This is a genomic window from Oxalobacteraceae bacterium OTU3CINTB1 (assembly GCA_024123955.1).
In the GTDB taxonomy this organism is placed as follows: Bacteria; Pseudomonadota; Gammaproteobacteria; order Burkholderiales; family Burkholderiaceae_D; genus Rugamonas.
The window spans coordinates 1320062-1345904 of record CP099652.1; the positions used below are offsets into that span (position 1 = coordinate 1320062).

General features: G+C 64.5%; 21 protein-coding genes. 12 read left to right on the forward strand and 9 right to left on the reverse strand.

What is annotated here, in order from left to right:
* The first annotated feature begins 125 nt into the window (after nucleotides 1-125).
* The gene (locus NHH73_05645) at nucleotides 126-1100 is read left to right on the forward strand and encodes a LacI family DNA-binding transcriptional regulator (protein USX27773.1); all 975 of its coding nucleotides are present in this window, start codon (nucleotides 126-128) and stop codon (nucleotides 1098-1100) included.
* 169 nt (nucleotides 1101-1269) lie between these two features.
* On the opposite strand, the gene NHH73_05650 is transcribed toward NHH73_05645, so the two are convergent.
* The 3 genes from NHH73_05650 to NHH73_05660 all read right to left on the reverse strand — a co-directional run bounded on the left by NHH73_05650 (nucleotide 1270) and on the right by NHH73_05660 (nucleotide 5523).
* Nucleotides 1270-1668: an SWIB/MDM2 domain-containing protein gene (locus NHH73_05650; protein ID USX27774.1), complete on the reverse strand. Its 399-nt coding sequence runs from the start codon at nucleotides 1666-1668 to the stop codon at nucleotides 1270-1272.
* Between the two features lie 235 nt (nucleotides 1669-1903).
* Nucleotides 1904-3271, reverse strand: a complete 1368-nt coding sequence (gene ffh / locus NHH73_05655) for a signal recognition particle protein (protein USX27775.1) — start codon at nucleotides 3269-3271, stop codon at nucleotides 1904-1906.
* 89 nt (nucleotides 3272-3360) lie between these two features.
* A complete protein-coding gene (locus NHH73_05660; GenBank protein ID USX27776.1) occupies nucleotides 3361-5523 on the reverse strand; it encodes a hypothetical protein in 2163 nt (720 codons plus the stop codon).
* A gap of 209 nt (nucleotides 5524-5732) precedes the next feature.
* On the opposite strand from NHH73_05660, the gene NHH73_05665 reads away from it, so the two are divergent.
* The 10 genes from NHH73_05665 to NHH73_05710 all read left to right on the forward strand — a co-directional run bounded on the left by NHH73_05665 (nucleotide 5733) and on the right by NHH73_05710 (nucleotide 17644).
* The gene (locus NHH73_05665) at nucleotides 5733-6689 is read left to right on the forward strand and encodes an ABC transporter substrate-binding protein (GenBank protein ID USX29563.1); all 957 of its coding nucleotides are present in this window, start codon (nucleotides 5733-5735) and stop codon (nucleotides 6687-6689) included.
* Entirely contained in the window at nucleotides 6690-7520 is an 831-nt protein-coding gene (locus tag NHH73_05670) for an ABC transporter permease (GenBank protein USX27777.1), read from the forward strand.
* Nucleotides 7520-8317 carry an ABC transporter ATP-binding protein gene (locus tag NHH73_05675; GenBank protein USX27778.1) on the forward strand — a complete coding sequence of 266 codons (798 nt, stop codon included), beginning with the start codon at nucleotides 7520-7522 and terminating at the stop codon, nucleotides 8315-8317. The genes NHH73_05670 and NHH73_05675 overlap by 1 nt, the downstream gene beginning before the upstream one ends.
* A gap of 22 nt (nucleotides 8318-8339) precedes the next feature.
* Nucleotides 8340-9143 (forward strand): cytochrome c biogenesis protein CcsA, encoded by an 804-nt coding sequence (gene ccsA / locus NHH73_05680; GenBank protein USX27779.1) that lies wholly within the window; start codon nucleotides 8340-8342, stop codon nucleotides 9141-9143.
* Nucleotides 9140-9448 carry a hypothetical protein gene (locus tag NHH73_05685; protein ID USX27780.1) on the forward strand — a complete coding sequence of 103 codons (309 nt, stop codon included), beginning with the start codon at nucleotides 9140-9142 and terminating at the stop codon, nucleotides 9446-9448. The genes ccsA and NHH73_05685 overlap by 4 nt, the downstream gene beginning before the upstream one ends.
* 15 nt (nucleotides 9449-9463) lie before the next feature.
* Nucleotides 9464-11158: an ATP-binding protein gene (locus NHH73_05690; protein USX27781.1), complete on the forward strand. Its 1695-nt coding sequence runs from the start codon at nucleotides 9464-9466 to the stop codon at nucleotides 11156-11158.
* Between the two features lie 14 nt (nucleotides 11159-11172).
* On the forward strand, nucleotides 11173-12597 hold the full coding sequence (locus NHH73_05695; protein ID USX27782.1) for a sigma-54 dependent transcriptional regulator: 1425 nt from the start codon (nucleotides 11173-11175) through the stop codon (nucleotides 12595-12597).
* Nucleotides 12594-13217: a 1,6-anhydro-N-acetylmuramyl-L-alanine amidase AmpD gene (gene ampD / locus NHH73_05700; protein ID USX27783.1), complete on the forward strand. Its 624-nt coding sequence runs from the start codon at nucleotides 12594-12596 to the stop codon at nucleotides 13215-13217. Before NHH73_05695 ends, ampD begins: the two co-directional genes overlap by 4 nt.
* A gap of 275 nt (nucleotides 13218-13492) precedes the next feature.
* On the forward strand, nucleotides 13493-16432 hold the full coding sequence (locus NHH73_05705; protein USX27784.1) for a ribonucleoside-diphosphate reductase subunit alpha: 2940 nt from the start codon (nucleotides 13493-13495) through the stop codon (nucleotides 16430-16432).
* A gap of 96 nt (nucleotides 16433-16528) precedes the next feature.
* Nucleotides 16529-17644, forward strand: coding sequence for a ribonucleotide-diphosphate reductase subunit beta (locus tag NHH73_05710; protein ID USX27785.1), 1116 nt, complete (start codon nucleotides 16529-16531; stop codon nucleotides 17642-17644).
* Nucleotides 17645-17734: 90 nt separating this feature from the next.
* Here NHH73_05710 and NHH73_05715 read toward each other — a convergent pair whose 3' ends face one another.
* Nucleotides 17735-18292, reverse strand: coding sequence for an FAD-dependent monooxygenase (locus NHH73_05715; protein ID USX27786.1), 558 nt, complete (start codon nucleotides 18290-18292; stop codon nucleotides 17735-17737).
* A 975-nt stretch (nucleotides 18293-19267) separates the two neighbouring features.
* Nucleotides 19268-20026, reverse strand: a complete 759-nt coding sequence (locus tag NHH73_05720) for a hypothetical protein (protein ID USX27787.1) — start codon at nucleotides 20024-20026, stop codon at nucleotides 19268-19270.
* 403 nt (nucleotides 20027-20429) lie between these two features.
* Between NHH73_05720 and NHH73_05725 the strand changes: the two genes are divergently transcribed.
* Complete coding sequence (locus NHH73_05725; protein ID USX29564.1) at nucleotides 20430-20945, forward strand: YggT family protein; 516 nt, start codon at nucleotides 20430-20432, stop codon at nucleotides 20943-20945.
* A 145-nt stretch (nucleotides 20946-21090) separates the two neighbouring features.
* Here the strand turns inward: NHH73_05725 and NHH73_05730 are convergent, their stop codons facing one another.
* From NHH73_05730 to accC, 4 genes are all read right to left on the reverse strand, one after another.
* A complete protein-coding gene (locus NHH73_05730) occupies nucleotides 21091-22029 on the reverse strand; it encodes a carbohydrate kinase family protein (protein ID USX27788.1) in 939 nt (312 codons plus the stop codon).
* Between the two features lie 9 nt (nucleotides 22030-22038).
* Entirely contained in the window at nucleotides 22039-23205 is a 1167-nt protein-coding gene (locus tag NHH73_05735) for a DUF3426 domain-containing protein (protein ID USX27789.1), read from the reverse strand.
* Between the two features lie 242 nt (nucleotides 23206-23447).
* Nucleotides 23448-24380 (reverse strand): 50S ribosomal protein L11 methyltransferase, encoded by a 933-nt coding sequence (gene prmA, locus NHH73_05740; protein ID USX27790.1) that lies wholly within the window; start codon nucleotides 24378-24380, stop codon nucleotides 23448-23450.
* Entirely contained in the window at nucleotides 24380-25756 is a 1377-nt protein-coding gene (gene accC, locus NHH73_05745; GenBank protein USX27791.1) for an acetyl-CoA carboxylase biotin carboxylase subunit, read from the reverse strand. Before accC ends, prmA begins: the two co-directional genes overlap by 1 nt.
* Between the last annotated feature and the right edge of the window lie 87 nt (nucleotides 25757-25843).

The window sequence follows — 25843 nt, forward strand, 5'->3', positions numbered from 1 at the left end:
AAGCTTGTTAAACCTAGGAATCGCTGACCAGCCAGCAAGGGAACCAAGTGCCTGTAAAACAAACTGATCGTAGCCAGAGCGGCGCAACCATTTATGATGTGGCGCGCGTTGCCGGAGTATCGGCCATGACGGTGTCGCGGGTGATGAATGGCAACTCGCACGTCTCCGACGCCACGCGCGACAAGGTGACGGCGGCGATCGCGTCCCTGAACTACCAGGTCAACTTCGCCGCCCGCGCGGCCCGCGTGGGCACCCTGGGCGTCGGCCTGCTCTACAGCAACCCCAGCTCGGCCTACATGAGCGCCTTCCTGGTCGGCGCGATGGACCAGTGCAGCCAGAGCGGCGGCCAGTTGATTTTGGAGCGTTGCGACGACCTGCGCAGCCAGCGCAGCGCCATCGCCCGCCTGATCGCCAACGGCGCCGACGGCATCCTGGTGCCGCCGCCGTTGTGCGATTCCAAGTCCGCGTTGAAGCAGCTCGACCAGATCGGCATGCCGACCGTGGCGATCGCCACCGGCCGTCCCGTGGCCGGGGTGTCGGCCGTGCGCATCGACGATTACGAAGGCGCGATGGCGATGATGCGCTACCTGCTTGGGCGCGGCCACAAGGACATCGCCTTCATCCAGGGCGATCCGCTGCACACGCCGGCGCTGCTGCGCTACAAGGCCTACCAAGACGCGATGGCCGAAGCCGGCCTGGCCGTGCTGCCGGAGCGCGTCGCGCCCGGCCTGTTCACTTACCGTTCGGGCCTGACGGCCGCGCGCCAGCTGCTGTCGCACAAGAGCCGTCCGCGCGCGATCTTCGCCGCCAACGACGACATGGCCGCCGCCGTGGTGGCGGTGGCGCACGGCTTGCACCTGCAGGTGCCGGAGGACCTGGTGGTATGCGGCTTCGACGACACGCCGGTCGCCACCACGGTGTGGCCGGAGCTGACCACGATCCACCAGCCGATCAGCGACATGGCGCGCGCCGCCGTCGACCTGCTGATCGACCAGATCCGCCGCCGCCGCGCCGGCGACCCCGCCCCGGTGCAGCACAAGCTGCTGCCGTTCACGCTGATCACACGCGAATCGTCCGACGCCTCCCTGGCCGGCACCTGATCAGCTCCGGGGTCAGGTCCACCATTTCTACACAAGCCCGACCGTGGTGCGGGCTTACGCACCAGGCCGTGTAGAAAAAGTGGACCTGACCCCGGAGTTGGGGCAAAAAAAATGCCTCCGTCGCGTGGGCGAGGGAGGCATCTCCGGCGCGGCCCCGCGGCCGCTGCGCTTATTTCAGGTGGTCGGAAATGAGCTTGGTCATTTCGAACATGGACACTTGGGCTTTGCCGCCGAATACAGCTTTCAGCTTGTCGTCGGCGTTGATCATGCGGCGGTTGGCCGGATCTTGCAGGTCGAGCTTTTTGATGTAATCCCAGACTTTTTTGGTCACTTCGGTACGTGGCAGCGGCTCGGCGCCCACGACGGCTGCGAGCACGGTCGATGGGGTCATCGCTTTCATGAAAGCGGCGTTCGGTTTGCGCGCGGCGGCCGGGGCCGCGGCTTTTTTCACGGCGGCTGGTTTGGCTGCTGCTTCTTTTGCTGGTGCTGCTTTTTTCGCGGCTGCCGGTTTCGCGGCCGCGGCCTTCTTAGCTGGTGCTGCTGCTGGGGTTTTTTTGGCTGTTGCCATTCTCGAGCCTCCTTAACGAACACATGGAAAATTGCGCAATTGATCGCACCGGCTAATATTGGTGGGGTTTTAAGCCTTATGCAAGTCTTTTTCGCGTTTTTGCCCGGAAACACCACGTAAATTCCTGCCTACGTGGGCCACTGCACCGTCCAAGGGCGCAAACCCGCATATTTCCCCGTGTCCGCGCCGTGTTGGGGCACGGCCAGCGCACGCTTGCGTGCTCCGATAGTCCGCCCTAGCGCATGCCCGGCATCATGCCCTTCATCGAGCGCATCATCTTCATCATGCCGCCGCCGGAGAGCTTTTTCATCATCGATTGCATCTGCTCGAACTGGGTCAGCATGCGGTTCACTTCCTGCACTTGCACGCCGGCGCCGGCGGCGATGCGGCGCTTGCGGGTGGCCTTGATCAGTTCCGGCTTGGCCCGTTCCTGCGGCGTCATCGAATCGATGATGCCGACCATGCGCCGCACCTGCTTGTCGGCCTGGTCCATGTTGGCGCCGCCGGCGGCCTGCTGGAACTGCGCCGGCAGCTTGTCGACCAGGCTGGCCATGCCGCCCATTTTCTTCATCTGGCCCAGTTGCGCCTTGAAGTCGTTCATGTCGAACTTGCCGCCGACCTTCATCTTCTGCGCCAGGTCGGCCGCCGCCTTGCTGTCGACGCCTTTGCGCGCCTCTTCGACCAGCGCCATGATGTCGCCCATGCCCAGCACGCGGTTGGCCATGCGGGCCGGGTCGAACGGCTCGAGGCCGTCGAGTTTTTCGGACACGCCGGCAAACTTGATCGGCTTGCCGGTGATGTGGCGCACCGACAGCGCCGCGCCGCCGCGCGAATCGCCGTCCAGCTTGGTCAGCACGATGCCGGTCAGCGGCAGCGCGTCGTTGAAGGCCTTGGCGGTGTTGATGGCGTCCTGGCCGAGCATGGCGTCGACCACGAACAGGGTTTCGATCGGCTTGACGGCCGCGTGCACGGCGGCGATCTCGGTCATCATCGCCTCGTCGATGCCCAGGCGGCCGGCGGTGTCGATGATCAGCACGTCGTGGTAGTGCTTCTTGGCCCAGTCGAGCGCGGCGAGCGCGATGTCGACCGGCTTGTCCTGCGCGGTGGACGGGAAGAAGTCGGCGCCGACCTGCGCGGTGACCGATTGCAGCTGGGCGATCGCGGCCGGACGGTAGACGTCGGCCGACACCGTCAGCACCTTCTTCTTCTTTTCTTCCTTCAGGTATTTGGCCAGCTTGCCGACGGTGGTGGTTTTACCGACACCCTGCAGACCGGCCATCAGGATGATCGCCGGCGGCTGCTGGGCGAAGCTCAGCTGCGTGGCCTCCGGGCCGAGGTCGGCGCCCATCAAGGTGGCCAGCTCGCGCTGCACCACGCCGACCAGCGCCTGGCCCGGCGTGAGCGACGAGATCACTTCCTCGCCCAGGGCTTTTTCCTTGACCCGGGCGATGAATTCGCGCACGGCCGGCAGGGCGACGTCGGCCTCGAGCAGCGCCATGCGCACTTCGCGCAGCATCTCGGCGGTGTTGGCTTCGGTCAGGCGGGCCTCGCCGCGCATCGTTTTGACGACCTTGGCAAGGCGTTGGGTAAGATTATCTAGCATGATGGATGTGCAACCTGTAGGGGGAGCCGGCCCGCGGCCGGACGATGGCCGCCATTTTACCGCATGACAGCCGGCTTCCCCGCGCGCGCCTAGTTCGGCAGCACCAGTTTGAGGATGGCCCCGCCGGAGACGATGGCCAGGGTGCGCGGTCCGGTCGGCGTCACGGCCAGGCCGAGCGGGGCGTCCCAGTGGGTCGGCGAGGCGATCAGGCTACCCGGGGCGGCGCCGAGGCGGTTGCCGTTCAGGCCGGCAGTGCCGGCCACCACGGTGCGCGCGCCGTTGGCTTCGAGGCGGTAGACCAGACCGGCGCCCGAGTCGGCGCGGTAGCGGTAGCCGTCGGGCGCGACGCCCACGCCGGCTGGCAAGGCGGCCACCGTGCTGACCAGGCCGGCGGCGTCGATCCGCCGGTACACCAGGGCGCCGTTGCCCTGGTCTTCGACATACAAATTGCCGTCGGCGTCAAAGCCGAGCATGGTGATGGCGTAGAAATCGGCGGCGGTTCCCTGGCCGTCCTTGCGCGGGGCGCTGGCTAGCGCGTCGGCGGTCGACCCGGCGAACGGCTGCGGCACGCCGTCGGCGCCCAAGCGGTAGATCGCCCCGGCATTGTAGGCCGGCTGGTCGAACTTGCCGACGTACCTGCGATGCGAGATATACACGGTGCCGTCCGGCGAGGCGATGATCTCCGACGCCGCCAGCGGCGGGGCCAGGGTGGTGTCGAGGATTTTGGTGACCTGGCCGGCGGTCGAGATTTTGTAGGCGGTGGTGTGCTCCCGCGTCACTTCGTCGAGCACGTACAGGTTGCCGGCCAGGTCGGCGCTGATCGAGCGGGGATTGACGAAACGCGCCGTCGCCACCGGGCCTGTCACCTCGCCCGTGATGTCGCCGCTATCGCCGGCGAAGGCGGCCAATGTGCCGTTGTCGGCGATCTTGCGCAGCTCGGCGCCCTTGGAAACGATGGCCGTGCCGTCGGTCAGATAGCGCAGCCATTTGACCGGATAGGCCCAGCCGGCCACCGGCGTCGCCGGGGTGTCGTGGCGGTAGGTGCCGCTAGCCAGGGTGGTCACCGTGCCGTCGGCGGCGACCTTGCGCAGCCGGTAGGCGATGGTGGACGTGTCGCCGTTGGCGACCGGCTGGTCGAAGTCGAGCACGCGGATGGTGCCGCCCTGGTCGATCGCCACCGACGCCTGGTGGTTGCCGAAATGCGCGGCCGCGCCGACGCCATCCCTCGGCGTGCCGGCGGCGGTCAGGTCGCCCGCCAGAGTGGTGACGACGCCGGCCGGCGTGATCTTGCGCACGCTCGAGCAGGCCAGGACGATCAGGTTGCCGGCGGCGTCGAGCGTGGCGTCGTTGATCGCGCCCAGACGCGCGGTGGCGCCGTTGCCGTCCCGGCAGGGCGCGGCGCCGTCCTCTTCGTTGCCGATGGTGACGCCGGCGCTGCCGTCGAGGCCGACCGTGGCGATCTGCGCGTTTCCGATCAGGAACAGGCCGGCACGGCCGGCGACGATGCGTTTGGGCTGGCCGGTTTGCGCGGACGTCAGGAACGGCACCGCACTATTGTCCGGCAGTAGCTTCAGCACCCGGGTTTTGCTTTCGCCGTCCAGGCCCAGCAGATAGGCCGTGTTGTCCGGCGCAACGCTGACATCGTTGAAGATGGGCCACGAGGCCGGCAAGGCGATGGTAGTCACGGCGCCGGCGGCGCCGACCTTGCGCAACCGTTGGCCGCCGTCGACGACCAGCAGGTTGCCCGAGGCGTCGGGCGCGATGGCGTTGATGGTGCTGAAGCGCGCCGCCGTGCCCGCGCCGTCGAGGTTGCCCTGGCTGCCGAGCACGCCGGCGAGCAGATCCAGGCCCGGCGCGCCGGGGTCGGGGTAGACGGTGACGCGGAAGGTTTTGGTCGCGTCGCCGGCGCTGGCCTTGATGCGCACCGTCGTGTTGGCGCTGATGCCGGCGGCCGGCGGCACGTAGCTGACGGTGGCGCCGCTGGCCGCCGACAACGTGCCCGGGCCTTCGACGATGGTCCAGGCGATGGTGGTGCCCAGGACGGGGGCGGCGTTGAGCGTGACGGCCTTGCCGCCAACCAGCACCTGACTGGCCTCGCCGGTCACCGTGACCGACGGCGCGACGATCGGCGGCGGCGGCGGGGCGGTGGCGACCACATCGGCGCCGCCGCCGCCACAGGCGGCAATTGTCAGGAAGAGGGTGGTGGCGCCGCACGCGCGGGCCAGGTTGGTGCCGGAGAGTGGTGGGTTCATGGATATTAATTAATAATTAATATTATCGAATCCACATAGTATCTGATCTAGCGCAAGCAATATGCGCAAATTGTCACGGGCATCAACTATTCCGTAGTTGTTTGGCAGGGAGCTAATAGGCAAGACCAAAGCCCCTTGGTATGATCTGTGCACCACCGCAACATCACGTACACCCCTAGGAGAGCCGGATGAAATTCAAAGCGTTCCGCATGAGGTTAGCCGCAGCACTGCTCAGCACTGTCGCCGCCGGCGCCCACGCGCAGGACGTGGTCCGGCTGGGCAACCTGAAGTTCGCCCACTACGGCGCCGTCTCCTATATAAAGGAGATCGCGCCCAAGTGCGGCATCAAGGTCGAGGAGCACGTCTTCGCCAAGGGGCTGGACGTGATGCAGGCCATCATCGCCGGCGAGCTCGACATCGGCACCACGGCGTCGGAGGCGGCCATTTCCGGGCGCGCCGGCGGCGCGCCGATCTATGTGGTGGCCGGTTTCGCCAAGGGCGGGGCGCGGCTGGTCGGGCGCACCGACCTGAACCTGAAAACCGTCAAGGACCTCAAGGGCAAGCGGGTCGGCGTCACGCGCGGCGGCATCCAGGAGGTGCTGCTGCTGGCCGAGCTGCAAAAGAACGGCATGACGTTCGCCGACCAGCCGGGCAAGGACGTGCAGCTGGTGTTCCTGGCCTACGCCGACCTCAACCAGGCGCTGCTGGGCAAGAACATCGACGCCATGATGCAGTCCGAGCCGCAGTCCTCCCAGGCCATCAACAAGGGTTTCGGCAGCGAGATGCTCAAGCCCTACGACACCCCGATCGGCGAGCCGGTGCGCACCATGGTCATGACCGAGAAGTTCTACAAGGAGCGCCGGCCGGTGGCCGAGAAGTTCATGAACTGCTTCGTGCAGGCGACCAAGAGCTTCATCGAAAACAAGGCGCTGGCCGAGAAGTATGTGCGCGAGGTGGTGTTCAAGGGCCAGATCACCAAGGACGATTTCGACGACGCCATCGGCAATTCGCCCTACAGCTACGACATCACGCCCGAGCATATCCAGACCACCACCGACGTCATGGTCAAGACCGGCGTCGGTCGCATGAGCAAGCCGCCGCTGGCCAGGGACTGGGTCAAGACCGACCTGCTCGACGCGGCCAAGAAGAACCTGGGCGTGAAGTAAATGGCCGCCCGCTCCAACTCCTCCTGGCGCCAGGCCGCCGTCGGCATGGTGGTGCCGGCCCTGGTCATCGCGCTGTGGCAGGCGGTGGCGATGCTCGGCTGGGTCAATCCGCAGGTGCTGCCGTCGCCGCTGGCGGTGGTGGAAAAGTGGATCGCTTACCTGCTGCCGCTGCAGCCGTATGATCCGGCCGCCGGGAGCTGGCTGGCGTGGGCCGTCTCCGGCGAGTTGATCACCGATTCGATCGGCAGCCTGTATCGGGTGGTGGTCGGTTTCGTCATCGGCGCCGGGCTGGCGTTGCCGATCGGCCTGGCCATGGGCGCCAAGCCGAGGGTCTACGACTGGCTCAATCCCCTGGTGCAGCTGCTGCGGCCCATCCCGCCGATCGCCTACATTCCGTTGTCGATCCTGTGGTTCGGGCTCGGTAATCCGCCGGCCGTGTTCCTGATCGCGCTGGGCGCCTTCTTCCCGGTGCTGATGAATACCATCGCCGGCGTGCGCCAGGTCGACGGCATCTACCTGCGCGCGGCGCGCAACCTGGGCGCCAGCGGCGGCACCATGTTCCTGCGCGTGATCCTGCCGGCCGCCGTGCCCTATATCCTGTCCGGCGTGCGGATCGGCATCGGCACCGCCTTCATCGTGGTCATCGTCTCCGAGATGATCGCCGTGAACAACGGCCTCGGTTTCCGCATCCTGGAGGCGCGCGAGTACTTCTGGTCCGACAAAATCATCGCCGGCATGATCAGCATCGGCTTGATCGGCCTGGCCATCGACGTCGGCATGAACAAGCTGAATAACCACCTGCTGCGCTGGCACCGCGGATTGGAGAATTAATGAGCGCTACCCATATCGTCGTATCGAATGTGAGCAAGGTGTTCCAGACCGCCGACCGCGAACTGGTGGCGCTCAAGGACATCAACCTGGAGATCCCGCAGGGGCAGTTCGTCTGCCTGCTGGGACCTTCCGGCTGCGGCAAATCGACCCTGCTCAACGCGGTGGCCGGCTTCGCGCCGCCGACGTCGGGCAGCATCACCGCCGACGGCAAGCTGGTGACCGGACCGGGACCGGAGCGCGGCATGGTGTTCCAGGAGTACGCGCTGTTCCCGTGGATGACGGTGGCCGACAACGTCGCCTTCGGCCTGGAGATCAAGGGCATGGCCAAGGGCGAGATCAACGCCATCGTCGACAAGCTGCTCGGCATGCTGTCCCTGCAGGACTTCCGCAGCCGCTTTCCGAAGGACCTGTCGGGCGGCATGCGCCAGCGCGTCGCCATCGCCCGGGTGCTGGCGCTGGACTCGCCGATCATGCTGATGGACGAGCCGTTCGGCGCGCTCGACGCGCTCACGCGCCGCAACCTGCAGGACGAACTGCTGCGCATCTGGTCAGAGCTGAAAAAGACCATCATCTTCGTCACCCACAGTATAGAAGAGGCGATTTACCTGGCCGACCGCATCGTCGTCATGACCTACCGGCCGGGCACCGTCAAGCGCGACCTGATCGTCGATCTGCCGCGCATGCGCGATCCGGCCGCCGCCGAATTCAACGCCCTGAAGCGCGAACTGGGACAGCTGGTCATGGAGGAACAGCAGCGCCACCACAACGACGAACTGAGGATGGCAGCCGTCGACTGAGCGATGGTGTAAACTGCCGGACATGCAGACCTACTTGTTCATCGCAGCCATCGCGCTGTACATCCTGTGCGCCGCCCTGCCATCGCGCCGCGCCGGCCTGATTTCGGCCGTGACGGTGGCCGCCTGGACCTTGCACGGCGCCGGCCTGTGGCTGGAGGTGGCGGCGGCCGGTTCGCTGCGGATCGGTTTCGCGGCCATGCTGTCGTCGGCCTTGTGGGTCTCGGTGGCGGCCTACTGGCTTGAAAACCGCAATTTCAGCCTGGACGGCATGCGCCGCCTGGTCATGCCCAGCGCCGCCGTCGCCGCCGCGCTGCAGGCCATTTTCCCCGGTAATTTGATTCCGCTGGAGGGCAAAACCTCGCTGTTCGGCTGGCACATTGCCATCGCCACGATGGCCTACAGCACCCTGACCATCGCCGCCTTCCATGCCGTGCTGATGGCGCTGCAGGAGGCGCGGCTGCACGCGGCCACCGACCGCAAAAGCTTCCTGTCCGGCGCGCTGGACCAGCTGCCCGCGCTGCTGACGATGGAGAAGCTGTTGTTCCGCATGATAGGCTTCGGCTTCGCGTTATTGAGTTTGACGGTGTTGTCGGGCATCGTGTTTTCGGAACAGCTGTTCGGCCAGGCCCTCAAATGGGACCACAAGTCGGCGTTTACGCTACTGTCCTGGATGTTGTTCGCCGCGCTGCTGGCCGGCCGGCGCTTCCGCGGCTGGCGCGGCAAGACGGCGCTGAGCTTCACCCTGGCCGGATTTGCGACGTTGTTGCTGGCGTATGTCGGCAGCCGTTTTGTGTTTGAAGTGGTTTTGCATAAAGGATGGGCATGAGCCGTATTTTGTTTTGGCTGGGACTGATTTTCCTGGTGATCTTCGCGATCCGCAGCAAAATCCGCAGCGCGCAAAAGCGCAACCAGCAGCAGTTCCGCCAACCGCCGCCGAACCAGGAGGTGCCGCCGGGCGCACCGGGCGCGGGGCAGACCGTCTACAAGGCGCGCACCGAGAAAGCGCTGGCCGACGCCGAGACGATGCTCGAATGCGCCAGGTGCGGCATTTTCTTCCCCGCCTCGGAGGCGGTCCACGCCAACGGCCGCGATTACTGCTGCGCGGCGCACGCCGCCGCGCCGGCGGCGTAAAGCCCGGGCCGACCGGTGGTCGCGCGCCTCCAAGCCCTGTCGGCTGAATCGCGCGCCACCTTCTGGCGGTCGCTGCAAACCCTCAACGCCACGCGCGTGGTCATCGCGCTGGTGCTGCTGGTCTATCTGAGTTTCGACAGCCGGGGCCTGCGCGCCGCCGGCGACTATCCCTACCTGCCGGTTTGCCTGGCCTATCTGGGCCTGGCGGTCGCCTTCGCGCTGACGGCCTTCTACTGGCGCCGCCGCTTCCTGCTGCAACTGCTGTCGCAGATCGCCTGCGACCTGGCCGTCATCTCGCTGCTGTACCTCGCCGGCGGCGGGGTGCGCAGCGGCCTGGCCATCCTGTATCTGTTCCCGCTGGCCGGTTCGGCCATCCTGGCGCCGCTGGTGCTGGCGCTGTTCTGCACCGCGCTGGTGGCGCTGTTCATGCTCGGCGAAAGCCTGTGGCAGCTGCTGGCGATGGAGAGCCAGCATGGCCTGCTGCAATCGGGGTTGTACGGCGCCGCCTTTTTCGCCGCCGTGCTGGTGGTCAACCGCATGGCCGGCAAATTGATCGGCCAGGAGGAGCTGGCGATCCAGCGCGGCATGGAAATCAATGTGCAGCAGGCGGTCAACCGGCTCGTGATGGCCAATATCGGCGACGGCATCCTGGTGGTCGATCCGGACGGGCGGGTCTCGGCCGGCAATCCGGCGGCGCGCCAGATGCTTGGATTGGTCGGCCCGGACCTGAACTTCAAGCTGTCGGCGGCCGCGCCGCTGGCGCCGTTGGCGCAGGCCTACGCCGAATGGCGCGACGATCCGGCGCGCAGTACCGTCTTCGTCACCATCAAGCCGTTCAGCGACGCCGCGCTGCAAGGGCTGACCGCCGCCTGGAGCGCGCGCCGCGACTTGTCCGCGCATTTGAAGGTGCGCTTCGCGGCGGTCGACACGTCGTCCTCCGGCGTCGGCTTCGAGCGCAGCGTGATTTTTCTGCAGGACGTGACGGGCATCGAAAATCAGGCGCAGCAACTGAAGCTGGCGTCGATGGGGCGCCTGACCGCCAGCATCGCCCACGAAGTGCGCAATCCGCTGTCGGCCATCGGCCACGCCACCGCGCTGCTGGGGGAGGACCTGGACAGCACCGGGCACCTGCGGCTGCTCAAGATCGTCGGCGACAACGTGGCGCGGGTCAACCGCATGGTCGAGGACATCCTGCAGCTGTCGCGCAAGGTGCAGCCGAATAACGAGCCGCTGGCGCTGGACGGCTTCCTGGCCGACTTGCGGTCGGAATTCATCAACAACCACGGCCTGCCGTCGGACATCGTCGGCCTGTCGGTGGCGCCGGGCACGATGGTGCGCTTCGATCCGCTGCACCTGCGCGAGGTGGTGTTTAATCTGTTAAACAACTCGGTACGCTATGCCAGCGGCGGCCCGCAATCGATCCGGGTCGACCTGCTCACCCATCCGCACCACGCGCAGCGCATGGAGCTGCATGTGCAGGACGACGGTCCGGGCATCTCGCCGGAGGTGAGGGCCCACCTGTTCGAGCCGTTTTACACCACATCGAGCAAAGGCACCGGCCTGGGGCTGTATCTGGCGCGCGAATTGTGTTTGAATAACGAGGCCCGGCTCGATTACGAATACCGTTTCGATAGCCGCGACAGCCCCGATGGCGGCCGCCGCTCCAGCGGACGCTTTGTGATCACCTTCGCCCAACCGGCGCAAAAATAAGAAGAGGCAGTGCCATGAGCGAGCGTTCTCCCCGCGTGCTGGTGGTCGACGATGAAGCCGACCTGCGCGAACTGCTGGAACTGACCCTGGTGAAAATGGGGCTGGACGTCGATAGCGCCGCCACCCTGGCGGAGGCGCGCGCGCTGCTGGCCGGCGCCGAGCGTGAGCATCGTGACTATCAACTGGTGCTGACCGACATGCGCCTGCCCGACGGCCTGGGTCTGGAGCTGGTGCGCGAAGTGGGCGCCGCCCACAAGAACACGCCGATCGCGGTGGTGACGGCCTTCGGCAGCGCCGACAACGCCGTCGTCGCGCTCAAGGCCGGCGCCTTCGATTACATCTCCAAGCCGGTGGCGCTGGACCAATTGCGCCTGATGGTGCGCTCGGCCCTGCGCCTGAACGTGCCGCCGCCGGCCGGGCTGGCGGCCAGCGCGGCGCCGCCGGCCAGCCGCCTGAAGGGCGATTCGGCGGTGATCCAGTCGCTGCGCGCGCAGATCGCCCGGCTGGCGCGCTCGATGGCGCCGATCGCCATCCACGGCGAATCGGGCAGCGGCAAGGAGCTGGCGGCGCGCGAAATTCACGCGCAAAGCTCGCGCGCCAGCAAACCCTTCATCGCCGTCAACTGCGGCGCGATTCCGGAGGCGCTGATGGAGGCCGAGTTTTTCGGCTACCGCAAGGGCGCCTTCACCGGCGCCGCCGACGACCGGGACGGCTTTTTCCAGGCGGCCGACGGCGGCACCCTGATGCTCGACGAGGTGGCCGACCTGCCGCTGGCGATGCAGGTCAAGCTGCTGCGGGCGATCCAGGAGCGGCGCGTGCGCAAGATCGGCGCCACCGCCGAGGAGCCGGTCGACGTGCGTATTATTAGCGCGACCCATAAAAACCTGGCGCAATGCGTGGAGCAGGGCAGCTTTCGCCAGGATCTGTTCTACCGCCTGAATGTCATCGAACTGGGTCTGCCGCCGCTGCGCGAGCGGCTCGACGATCTGCCTGTGCTGACCTGCGCGATCCTGGAGCGGTTGGGCACCTTCGAGCACCAGGCGGCGCTGGGGGAGGGCGTGCTCGATGCGCTGCGCGGCTATCCCTTCCCCGGCAATGTGCGCGAGCTGGAAAACATCCTGGAGCGGGCGCTGGCCTTCGCCAACGACGGCGTGATCGAGGTGGCCGACCTGGCGCTCAAGGGCGCGCGCATGCCCGAGGTGGTCGAGACGTCGGAGGTGGCGCAGGTTCCAGCGCCCCCACTCCCGTCGTCGGCGGCGACGGAGCCGCTGCCGGCCAGCCTGCCCGACTACCTGAACCAGGTCGAGCGCGACATCATCCTGCGCGCGCTGACGCAGACGCAGTTCAACCGCACGCAGGCCGCGCAGCTGCTGGGCATTAGCTTCCGCCAGCTGCGCTATCAAATGCAGAAACTGAAGATCCAGGAGCCCGAGGCATGAACAACCGCATAGGCGCGGACGGCTGGTGGCCGGCGGCGAACCGCTATGACAGCCCCAACTTCGACTGCCGTCCCGACCCGGCCGACATCACGCTGCTGGTGATCCACAATATCAGCCTGCCGGGCGGCTGTTTCGGCGGTCCCCACGTGTCCGACCTGTTTACCGGCCGGGTGGACTATAATGCTGACCCTTCGTTCGCGGACCTGCGCGGGCTGAAAGTGTCGAGCCATTTTTTTGTGCGCCGCGACGGCCGGGTGATCCAGTACGTCTCGGCCAACGACCGCGCCTGGCACGCCGGCAGGTCGTCGTTTCGCGGACGCGAAAAATGTAACGACTACTCGATCGGCATCGAGCTGGAAGGCACCGACGACACGCCGTTCGAAGCGGCGCAGTACGGAGCGCTGGCGGCGCTGACGGCGGCGCTGGCCGAGCGCTATCCGCTGACCGACGTCCAAGGCCACGAGGACATCGCGCCCGGCCGCAAAACCGACCCCGGACTGTTGTTCGATTGGAACTTTTATGTTAAAAGTTATCGGAAATTCTGTGAAGAAATCCGGATATCGAAAGCCGGGTTAGTGGGCGCTAGCGCTGTATTGCGCTTTGTAAAAGGCGTTCTGTAAAGTCAACCGAAAAAATGGCGGAAACGCAAAAATTTCCCCTTGTATTAGCCCCATCGGAACACTACAATCAGTGGATCGGTTCTTCGCAATCACTAGATATAGTAGTTCACATGGCACTGGTTAATCAAATCACAGCAAGTTCCTGGACTAACTCACCACCCTTATTAAAGTAGTTTAACCAGCCAGGCAGGTGTGGCTGATCGCTTCAATTTGGCCTTTTTATTTTCAAACATAGCCGCGCAGCACTGACTGCACGCCGTTATCGGGGAGCTTAAATGCAATCTACACAAGACATCACCATCAATCCAGCGCTGGTACCAGCAGCCGCTGCGAGCACCGCCAGCAGCCCGTCCACGGCAGCCGGCGACCTCGGTGACTACCGCATCATCCGCCGTAACGGCGCGGTCGTCGCGTTTGAACCGTCGAAAATCGCGATCGCCGTGACCAAGGCCTTCCTGGCCGTGAACGGCGGCCAGGGCGCCGCCTCCGCGCGCATCCGCGAGCTCGTAGAACAGCTGACCGCCAGCGTCGTGACGGCGCTGGTGCGCCGCCAGCCATCGGGCGGCACCTTCCACATCGAAGACGTGCAAGACCAGGTCGAGCTGGCGCTGATGCGCTCCGGCGAGCACGATGTCGCCCGCGCCTATGTCCTGTACCGCGCCAAACACATGGAAGAGCGCCGCGCGCTCAAGGAAGCGCAGGGCGCCAGCGCCAAGATCGCCGCGCCGCAAATCCACGTGCTGGAAAACGGCGAGCGCAAGCCGCTGGAAATGGACCGCGTCACCGGCCTGATTAACGCCGCCTGCATCGGCCTGGAAAAGCACGTCGACGCCGACGCCATCGTCGCCGAGACGCTGAAAAACCTGTACGACGGCGTGCCGGTCGAAGAGCTGCACAAGTCCGCCATCCTGGCCGCCCGCGCGCTGATGGAAAAGGACCCGGCCTACTCGCAAGTGACGGCCCGCATCCTGCTGCACACGATTCGTAAGGAAGTCTTCGGCAAGGAAGTCGCGCAGGGCGCGGCGGCCGCCGAGTACATCACCTACTTCCCGCAGTACATCGCCAAGGGTATCGAAAACGAGCTGCTGGACGTCAAGCTGGCCGAATTCGACCTGGCCCGCCTGGCCAAGGCGCTGGTCGCCGACCGCGATCTGCAGTTCGGCTACATCGGCCTGCAAACCCTGTATGACCGCTACTTCCTGCACGTGCGCGACGTCCGCATCGAAATGCCGCAGGCGTTCTACATGCGCGTGGCGATGGGCCTGGCCCTGAACGAAAGCGACCGCGAAGCGCGCGCCATCGAGTTCTACAACCTGCTGTCGTCGTTCGACTTCATGTCGTCGACCCCGACCCTGTTCAACTCCGGCACCCTGCGTTCGCAGCTGTCGTCGTGCTACCTGACCACCGTCTCGGACGACCTGGAAGGCATCTACGACGCCATCAAGGAAAACGCGCTGTTGGCCAAGTTCGCCGGCGGCCTGGGTAACGACTGGACTCCGGTGCGCGCGCTGGGCGCCCACATCAAGGGCACCAACGGCAAATCGCAAGGCGTGGTGCCGTTCCTGAAAGTGGTCAACGACACCGCCGTCGCGGTCAACCAGGGCGGCAAGCGCAAGGGCGCGGTCTGCGCCTACCTGGAAACCTGGCACATGGACATCGAAGAATTCCTGGACCTGCGCAAGAACACCGGCGACGACCGCCGCCGCACCCACGACATGAACACCGCCAACTGGATTCCGGACATGTTCATGAAGCGCGTGATGGAAAAGGGCGACTGGACCCTGTTCTCGCCATCGGATTGCCCTGACCTGCACGACTTGGTCGGCAAGGCCTTCGAAAAAGCCTACCTGGGCTACGAAGCCAAGGCCGCCGCCGGCGAAATCCGCGTGTTCAAGAAGATCGCCGCGCTGGACCTGTGGCGCAAGATGCTGTCGATGCTGTTCGAAACCGGCCACCCATGGATCACGTTCAAAGACCCATGCAACATCCGTTCGCCGCAGTCGCACGTGGGCATGGTCCACAGCTCGAACCTGTGCACCGAGATCACCCTGAACACCGGCCCTGACGAAATCGCCGTCTGCAACCTCGGCTCGGTCAACATGCCGGCCCATATGAAAGAGGGCAAGCTCGATCACGTCAAGCTGCAAAAGACCATCCGCACCGCGATGCGCATGCTCGACAACGTCATCGACATCAACTACTACGCCGTCGACAAGGCCCGCAACGCCAACATGCGCCACCGTCCGGTGGGCCTGGGCGTGATGGGATTCCAGGACTGCCTGCACATGATGCGCGTGCCGTTCTCGTCGCCGGAGTGCGTGGCCTTCGCCGACACCTCGATGGAAGCGGTGTGCTACTACGCCTATCTGGCATCGACCGAGCTGGCCGAAGAGCGCGGCCACTATCAGTCGTACAAAGGTTCGCTGTGGGACCGCGGCATCCTGCCACAGGATTCCGTCAAGCTGCTGGCCGAAGAGCGCGGCGGCTACCTGGAGCAGGACCTGTCGTCGGCGATGGACTGGACCCCGGTGCGCGATCGCATCAAGAAGTTCGGCATGCGTAACTCGAACTGCGTGGCGATCGCTCCAACCGCGACCATCTCGAACATCATCGGCGTGTCGGCTTGCATCGAACCGACCTTCCAGAACCTGTACGTGAAGTCCAACCTGTCGGGCGAGTTCACCGAGATTAACTCCTACCTGGTGCGCGACCTGAAGGCGCGCGACCTGTGGGACGAGGTCATGATCGCCGACTTGAAGTACTTCGACGGCTCGCTGACCAAGATCGACCGCATTCCGAACGACCTGCGTGATATTTACGCAACCGCGTTCGAAGTGTCGCCGACCTGGCTGGTGGAAGCGGCGTCGCGCCGCCAGAAATGGATCGACCAGGCCCAATCGCTGAACATCTACATGGCCGGCGCCTCGGGCAAGAAGCTGGACGAGACCTACAAGCTGGCATGGCTGCGCGGCCTGAAGACCACCTACTACCTGCGCACCACCTCGGCCACCCACACCGAGAAGTCGACCTCGAAGACCGGCGCGCTGAACGCGGTGTCGGTGGACGGCGGCATGTCGGCCAGCGCAATGGCCTCGGCGGCTGCCGCTGCACCGGTCGCTGCGGCGGCTCCGGCGGTCACCGCCGAAGCGGACGGCGAAGCCTGCTACCTGCGTCCGGGCGACGACGGTTTCGAGGAATGCGAAGCTTGCCAATAAGCCGGCGCTGACTAATATATATAGAGAGAGAACCGTCCCGGCCCGTCCGGGCGGTTCTTTTTAGACCGAATACCCGAATTCAGAAGGAAATACACTATGTCGCTGTCCTGGGACGAAGAAGCCGCACCAGCGGTACCACAAGCCATCAACGAGGCCGCACTGGCCTCCGGCGAAGCCAACGCCGAGCAAGTCGCGCTGCGCGTCAACGCCGACGACAAGCGCATCATCAACGGCAAAACCGACGTCAATCAGCTGGTGCCGTTCAAGTACAAGTGGGCATGGGACAAATACCTGGCCGGCTGCGCCAACCACTGGATGCCGCAGGAAGTGAACATGCAGCGCGATATCGAGCTGTGGAAGAACCCGAACGGCCTGACCGACGACGAGCGTCGCCTGGTCAAGCGCAACCTCGGCTTCTTCGTCACCGCCGACTCGCTGGCCGCCAACAACATCGTGCTGGGCACCTATCGCCACATCACCGCGCCGGAATGCCGCCAGTACCTGCTGCGCCAGGCGTTCGAGGAAGCGATCCACACCCACGCCTACCAGTACATCGTCGAGTCGCTGGGCCTGGACGAGTCGGAGATCTTCAACGCCTATAATGAAGTCAAATCGATCCGCGACAAGGACGAGTTCCTGATCCCGTTCATCGACACCCTGACCGATCCGGCCTTCACCACCGGCACCGTGGAAAACGACCAGAAGCTGCTCAAGTCCCTGATCGTCTTCGCTTGCTTGATGGAAGGCCTGTTCTTCTACGTCGGCTTCACCCAGATCCTGGCGCTGGGCCGCCAGAACAAGATGATGGGCGCGGCGGAGCAGTACCAGTACATCCTGCGCGACGAATCGATGCATTGCAATTTCGGTATCGATTTGATCAACACGATCAAGATGGAAAATCCGCTGCTGTGGACCCCGGCGTTCAAGGAAGAGATCAAGCAGCTGTTCCTGAAGGCCGTGGACCTGGAGTACGCGTACGCCGAAGACACCATGCCGCGCGGCGTGCTCGGTCTGAACGCGACCATGTTCAAGGGTTACCTGCGCTTCATCGCCAACCGCCGCGCCACGCAGATCGGTTTGGAGACGCTGTTCGACCAGGAAGAGAACCCATTCCCGTGGATGAGCGAGATGATCGACTTGAAGAAAGAGCGTAACTTCTTCGAGACCCGCGTCATCGAGTACCAGACCGGCGGCGCGCTGAACTGGGATTGATCCCGGTTGTCGGTTGCATGGAAAAAGCCCGGCTTCGTGCCGGGCTTTTTCTTTTATACGAACCGCTCGATGTACTCCGCCAGGCCGAACTCATCTCGTACCGAGCGCCAATGCACCGCGTGCACCGCGTGCACCGCGTGCACCGCGATATCGGCGCGGCCGGTGCGGGCGGCGATGACGGCGGCCAGCGCCGCGTCCGAAGCTGCGGCCGCCGTCGGCGCCGACCGGGTCGCGTGCCCGCACCGCGGTGTTGGTGATGGTGGTGCCGTCGGCCTTCGCCAGTTGCGCGGTGACGCCTTCGCCATCCTGTTCGAAGCGGGTCAGCTCGTGGCCGAAGCGCGGTGCGTGTCCGAGTTCGGCGAGCCTGTCGCGTAGGACGCCCTCGGTCAGATACTGCGGCAGCATCAGCGGCAGGTTGTACGGTTCGACGAACTTGACTTGGTGGCGCGCCGCGCCGGCGCGCGCGACAAGCGCGTGCGCGAAGCGGCGGTGACGAAGGCCGGCAGCGAGGTCGTCGCCGTCATCGGCCAAACGCGCGAGAAGCAGGTAGGTGAAGTGATGGCCGATTGGACCGCCGCGGAGCGGCGCGATCTGGCGCGGATGATGAAGCGTCTCGCCGCCGACATGAACGCCTGGGTGCTGCGCCACAAGAGTCCCGACGCGCACGAAGATTCCGAATAGGCTGACGCGCGATCGCCGCGCGACGCGTCGAGCGCTCGGCGATCGCGCATCGACGACCGTGAGAGCACCTCGCCGAACACGCTTCGAACGCTCGACGACACATATCCTTACACGCCGCCGCGCGCGCCGAGCGCAGACGCGCGGCCGCGCATCGCAGTATTCCGCTTGCCATTCGCCGCACTCTGTCTCATAATCGCGACGAATTTAAAAACAGTGAGTAGCGACAGCGCGCATGCGATGCGCCAGCGCTCTCGAATTCGGAAGATGGTGGCGAGGGACGCGCGGAGATGCCGGCGACATCGCAGACACCCAAGCGGCAATTGACTCGCTTTGAAGCGTGATTTTTTGGCGCGGCGCGGCGAGCGCATTTTCGAACTCGATTGAGCGCGCACATCGCACCACGATGTCGCAAGCGAGCAAGCGCGAAGCGCCACGCGTATGTGAAATGGCGAGCATAAGACGAAAAAAAGCGGACGAATACTTCTCGTGCCGGTTGCGTACCGACAAGGTTTTCGTGTACTTTACGAGATTGAAAATGTGTGTTTATAAAGCTGCGCTTTTTTTGAAGTGCGCACACCGCAGAAATGATCGCGATCACGGGATACAGATTCACAAAGATATGCACAAGACCAAACCGTTTTTGTTCAACCGTCTTTCCTGATTCGGTTCAGGTTGGGCGGTTTTTTGTTTGAAAACAAAAATGGTCGATGGCTGCGACGTAGGTCCCTGGAGCTGAGCACACGCCCGACCACCCGCAAAACGTCGCAACAAGATTTGTATCTGCACGCCGCGCCGGCCACGGACGGCGGACAGATAGATGGCTGAAGCGCTGCACTCGTGAGGGGTTGCAGCAGTTCAGCTGGTGCCGAATTCATTAGCGCAAACAGTGTCCTGTTTGTGCCGATGAATAATTCGCCTGGCCCAATCCGGGGCCGGACGGGTTTAAATCTTGTATGTGAATTTTCCCATCCCCGATGAAGGAGAACTAAAAATGGCAACTGCCGCAAAGAAACCAGCAGCAAAAAAGCCGGCCGCTACTAAAGCCGCCGCCCCAGCGAAAAAGCCTGTCGCAGCGAAAGCAGCCGCCAAGCCAGCAGCGAAAGCCGCCGCTAAGCCAGCCGCTAAACCAGCTGCCAAAGCCGCTGCCAAGCCAGCTGCAAAACCAGCCGTGAAAAAAGCAGCAGCCAAGCCAGCCGCGAAAGCAGCAGCCAAGCCAGCAGCCAAACCAGCAGCTAAGCCAGCAGTGAAAAAAGCAGCTGCCAAGCCAGTCGCTAAAAAAGCCGCGGCAAAGCCAGCAGCAAAGCCAGCCGCGAAAGCAGCAGCCAAGCCAGCAGTGAAAAAAGCAGCGGCAAAGCCAGCAGCCAAAGCAGCAGCCAAGCCGGCAGCAAAGCCAGCCGCTAAAAAAGCAGCTGCCAAGCCAGCGGCAAAGCCAGCAGCCAAAGCAGCAGCCAAGCCAGCGGCAAAAAAAGTAGCCGCCAAACCGGCAGCGAAAAAAGCGGCCGCCAAGCCAGCCGCTAAACCTGCCGCGAAAGCAGCAGCCAAGCCAGCGGCTAAACCAGCCGCCAAGCCAGCAGCCAAAAAAGCTGTCGCCGCTAAACCAGCCGCCAAGGCAAAAACAGCAGCCAAGCCAGCTGCAAAGGCAGCGGCTAAGCCAGCAGCAAAAAAGCCGGTTAAGGCAGCAGCCAAGCCGGCAGCTGCCACGAAGCCAGCCGTCAAAGCTGCCGCTAAACCAGCTGCTGCCAAGCCAGCCGCTAAACCGGCAGCCAAGCCAGCCGCCAAGCCGGCAGCCGCCAAACCGGCAGCCGCTCCAGCACCGGCAGCTGCGCCAGTCGCCGCGGCAGCAGCTGCTCCTGCAGCCAAGCCAGCCGTGAAAAAAGCCGCCCCTAAAGCGGCCGCACCGAAGAAGGAAGCTGTCGCCAAGCCAGCCGCTCCTGCAGCTGCGCCAGCAGCAAAAACCGTGTTGGCACCGGCGGCCGCATGGCCGTTCCCAACCAGCACGCGTCCTTCCTAAGCTAAATACTTAGGTGCCTGCTGAGGCAACCGGCCGCTGTGTGAGACAATCACACAGCGGCTTTTTTTTGGAGGGACCGTGCTTAGTATTGTTATGTTGATTGTCGACGCCATCGCCACGTTGTTGGGCGGGGCCTTGCTGTTGCGCTTCTGGATGCAGGCGATCCGCGTTCGTCCGCCGCAATCGGTGGCCCAATTTACGTTCCAGCTCTCGGACTGGCTGGTGCGGCCGTTGCGGCGCATCGTGCCGGGCATGGGCGGTTACGACTGGGCCAGCCTGATCGGCGCCTTCCTGATCGTGCTGCTGGCGACGTCGGTGCTGTTCTTTGCCGGCTGGCCGGCGCAGGCGGTGCTGTTGGCCGCGTTCGAGCGCTTCCTCAAATGGATACTGTACGGCTTCATGGCGCTGCTGGTGGTCGAAGCGATCTTCAGCTGGGTCAATCCGAACGCGCCGCTGGCGCCGTTCGTGCGCGCGCTCAACGAGCCGCTGCTCAAGCCGATTCGCCGCGTGGTGCCGCTGGTGGGCAATCTGGATTTATCGCTGCTGGTGGCGCTGATCGCGCTGCAGATCGCCCAGATTCTGCTGGGCATGGCTTTCAACGGCCGTTAAAAAATCCGGGGTCAGGTCCACCATTTCTACACGGGCTGATGTGTAGATGGTGAACCCGACCCCGGATTTGCTTTGTGCGGCAGGCCCATCGTCCACCACACACGGGTTCGTGTAGAAATGGTGGACCTGACCCCGGATTTGCTTTTTAGAAGCGGTAGCCGAAGGCCGCTTCGAAGCGGTCGGCGATCTCGCCGACGGTCAGCTTGTGGTTCTGGCCGCCCTTGCTGGCGATCTTGATCGCACCCATCAGACTGGCCAGGCGGCCCGTCGTTTCCCATTTCCAGCCTTGCGTGATGCCGAACAGCAGGCCGGCGCGGTAGGCGTCGCCGCAGCCGGTCGGGTCCAGCACGTCTGCGACCTTGACGGCCGGAATCTCGATCCGCTCGCCCTTGGTGTAGATCTCCGAGCCCTGCTCGCCGCGCGTGACGATCAGCGCTTCCAGGCGGCTGGCGATGTCCGGGATCGTCAGGCCGGTGCGCTCCATCAGCAGTTCGATCTCGTAGTCGTTGGCGGTGACGTAGGTGGCCTTGTCGATGAAGGCGATCAGCTCGGCGCCGTTGAACATCGGCAGCTGCTGGCCCGGGTCGAAGATGAACGGGATCTGCAGCTTGGCCAGGTCGGCGGCGTGCTTTTGCATGCCCAGGTGGCCGTCCGGCGAGATGATGGCGACCGCCGCCGCGCCCGCCTTGGCGACGTCGTTCTCGTGCGCGTACGACATGGCGCCCGGGTGGAAGGCGTTGATCTGGTTGTTGTCCTCGTCCGCCGTGACGAAGCATTGGGCGTTGTAGGCGTCCTGCTTGATCAGGATGTTATCGGTCGAGATGTCGAGCTTGTGCAGGCGCTCGATGTAGGCGGCGTTGTCCTGGCCCATGACGCCGACGATGCGCGGCTCGCCGCCCAGCATCTTGAGGTTGTAGGCGACGTTGCCGGCGCAGCCGCCGTATTCCGTGCGCATCGTCGGCGCCAGGAACGACACGTTCACTTTGTGCAGCTGGTCGGCCAGCAGGATGCTGTCGAAGCGGCCCGGGAATTGCAGGATGGTGTCGATCGCGAGCGAGCCGCAGATGATGGAGGTCTGAGTCATGATAGTTCTTTATGGATAGAAGACTGCGATGTGATAGCCGGATGCTTTCAGCTGTTTCAATTCAAAGTAGAGTTTGACAGATTGCTCGCTGCGCGGGGCGAATCCTTTGTCCAGCGCGGCGTCGGCGCCCAAATAGTCGCGCGGCGTGAACACGCGCCGCAAAATGGCCTTGTCGTTGGCGTCGTCGAGCACCAGTTCGATGTGCGGCCACTGCTGCGCGGTGGTGCTTTGGTTGCGCAGCAGGGTGGTGAACGAGAAGGTGGTCTCGCTCAGGGTTTGCAGTTCGCCTTGCTCAATGACGAGCTCGTCGATCTGGGTCGGCAGTTCGAGCTTGCAACCCAGTGTGGCGCAGATGTCCTGCAACGTCGGCTTGAGGCCGGGGTAGCTGGCGGCCAGCTGGTTGCGGAAGGTGGTCAAGCCTTGCGCGGCCAGCGCGCCCACCAGCACCAGCGAGCCGACGCCCATGGCGATGTTGATGGTCTTGCCGTAGCGCTCGCGGCGGCGGTCGCGCTTGAGGAAGCCCGGTTCGTTCGGGTCGTCGACTTCCTTTTCTTCCACTTCGGGTTCCGGCGGCTCGACGCTGTGGACTTCGGCCTGGGGCGCGAAGTGGTCTTGCGACGGCGCCGAGGCGGCGCGCAGCAAGGTGTGCAGCTGGGGCGCGGTGTCGCGCTCCCTGGCGGCGGCGAGCTGGACCAGCGCTTCCTCGTCGGCCTCGTCGAGGTCGTAGCGGGAGTCGGGGTCGATGGTTGGTTCCTGGCGCTCGGCGGCGGCCATCGACGGAGCTTGCTGTTCGGCGGCCTCGGCGGCGATGCTTTGCTCCATCAGTGCCAGTTCGGCCGCCAACGCCGCTTCCAGCTCCTCGTGCGTCATCGGTTTGATGGCGAGCGGGTCTTCCGGCGCCGGTTCGACGGAGGAGGATTGCTCCTCCTCGTCGGGCTCGGGTTGCGGCTCGGGTTGCGGCTCGGGGACAGGCTCCCAGATAGGCTGAGGAATGGGCTCGGGTTCGGCCGCGGGTTCGGACTCTACTTCCTGCTCGACCTCAGCGTCAGATTCGATCGTTGGCTCCCGATCAGGCTGCCGTTCATGACCAGCCTCGTCCACCGCGCTGTCGAGCTCCAGAGTATAGATCGGTTCGTCGCTGGGCGGTTCGAACGCGCGGGTGTCCTGCTCGGCCACAGCTTCATCGAAGGGTGCGGGTGTTGGGTATAACGGAAGCGGGGAATAGGGTGCTTCGGACACAACCGGTGCAAAGACCGGCTGCGGGATGGCGAGCGGCTCGAGCAGAGCGGCGTTGCCGTCGAAAACTTCATTGCAGGAGCCACAGCGCACTATGCCCCCACGTAATTTCAACTGGTCATGAGCGACCCGAAACGTCGTGCTGCAGTGGGGGCATTTAGTGGCGAGCGCCATCGCTGCCGTTAGCGCGGGGCGGGTACCGCATCACTGCCGAGCCGGCCATGCAGGGCGACCCAGCCGTCTTGTTCCGCCCAGACGCCGAGCTTGATGAACGGGGCGTAGGCGGCAGCCACTTCCTCGGCCTGGCGCGCCAGCACGCCCGACAGGATCAGCGCGCCACCGGGAGCGACGCGGCCCGACAGCATCGGCGCCATCAGTTTGAGCGGGCTCGACAGGATATTGGCGACCACGATGTCGAACTTCTGCTCGGCGTGCTGCGATTGCGCGAAGGTGTCCGGCAGGAAGTATTCGATCTCGCACTTGTTGCGTTCGGCGTTGTCGGCCGCCGATTCGATCGCTTGCGGATCGATGTCGACGCCCACCACTTCGCCGGCGCCAACCTTCTTGGCGACCATCGCCAGGATGCCGGAACCGCAGCCGTAGTCGAGCACGGTTTTATCGGGCGCCGGGTTCGCTTCCAGCCATTCCATGCACAGGCGGGTGGTCGGATGGCTGCCGGTGCCGAAGGCCAGGCCCGGGTCCAGCTCCAGGATCAGGCCGTCAGGGTCCGGCGCCTCGTGCCAGCTCGGCACGACCCAGATGTTCTTGCCGATGTGAATCGGCGCGAACTGCGATTGCGTCAGGCGCACCCAGTCCTGCTCCTCGACCTTGCGCGTGGTGAACTTCGGCAGGGTCGCCAGCTTGATCTGTTCGGCGGCGGCGGCCACGATGGCGGCCTGGTCGTCATCCTCGTTGGTCAGGGCGACGACGCGGCTGTGATCCCATGCCGCTTCGGTCGGTTCCATGCCCGGCTCGCCGAACAGCGGGCGCTCCTGGTCGGTGCCTTCGTCGGCGTCTTCCACGGACACCGACAGCGCGCCGACTTCCATCAACGCGTCCGACAGGGCTTCGGCGTGGTCGCGCGCGATTTCGATGACGATTTCAGTCCAGCTCATTATTGCGCCTTCAAACTCAGTTTATGCAGGTCCGGCATGTCGGCCAGCTTCTGTTCCAGGTAATGGATGTTGGTGCCGCCTTCGATGAAACGGGCGTCGATCATCAGTTCGCGGTGCAGCGGAATGTTGGTCGAAATACCTTCGACGACCATTTCCGACAGCGCGATCTGCATGCGGCGGATCGCCTGCTCGCGGGTGGCGCCGTACGAGATGACCTTGCCGATCATCGAATCGTAGTGCGGCGGCACGTAGTAGCCGGCGTAGGCGTGCGAATCGACGCGCACGCCGGGACCGCCCGGCACGTGCCACGAGGTGATGCGACCCGGCGACGGCGTGAACTTGAACGCGTCCTCGGCGTTGATGCGGCACTCGATGGCGTGGCCCGACAGCATCACGTCGCGCTGGCGGAAGCGCAGCTTTTCGCCGGCGGCGATGCGGATCTGCTCCTGCACGATGTCGATGCCGGTGATCATTTCGGTCACCGGATGCTCGACCTGCACGCGGGTGTTCATCTCGATGAAGTAGAACTCGCCGTTTTCATACAGGAACTCGAAGGTGCCGGCGCCACGGTAGCCGATCTTGCGGCAGGCTTCGGCGCAGCGGTCGCCGATCTTTTCGATCAGCTTGCGCGGGATGCCCGGCGCCGGCGCTTCCTCGATGACCTTCTGGTGGCGGCGCTGCATCGAGCAGTCGCGCTCGCCCAGCCAGACGGCGTTTTTGTGTTCGTCGGCCAGGATCTGGATTTCCACGTGGCGCGGATTTTCCAGATACTTCTCCATATACACTTCCGGATTGCCGAAGGCGGTGCCCGCTTCGGTCTTGGTCATGGCCACGGCGTTGATCAGCGCCGCTTCGGTGTGCACCACGCGCATGCCGCGACCGCCGCCGCCGCCGGCCGCCTTGATGATGACCGGATAGCCGACCTTGCGGGCGATTTGCACGATGGCTTTCGGATCGTCCGGCAGCGCGCCATCGGAACCTGGCACGCAAGGCACGCCGGCCTTGATCATGGTTTGCTTGGCCGAGACCTTGTCGCCCATCATGCGGATCGATTCGGAGCGCGGGCCGATGAACACGAAGCCCGATTTTTCCACGCGCTCGGCGAAGTCGGCGTTCTCCGACAGGAAGCCGTAGCCCGGGTGGATCGCTTCGGCGTCGGTCACTTCGGCGGCGCTGATGATGGCCGGCATGTTCAGATAGCTCAGCGACGAAGGCGCCGGGCCGATACACACCGACTCATCCGCCAGCTTCACGTATTTGGCGTCTTTGTCCGCTTCCGAGTGGACCACAACCGTCTTGATGCCCATTTCGCGGCAGGCGCGCTGGATGCGGAGGGCGATTTCGCCACGGTTGGCAATGAGGATTTTTTCAAACATGATAGGTTCGCGTATGTCTGTGAGCGCCGAAAATCCGGCAACGTCAGGTAGAGGAGGGAATGCGGAACAAAGCCGGCGCGCCCGTCA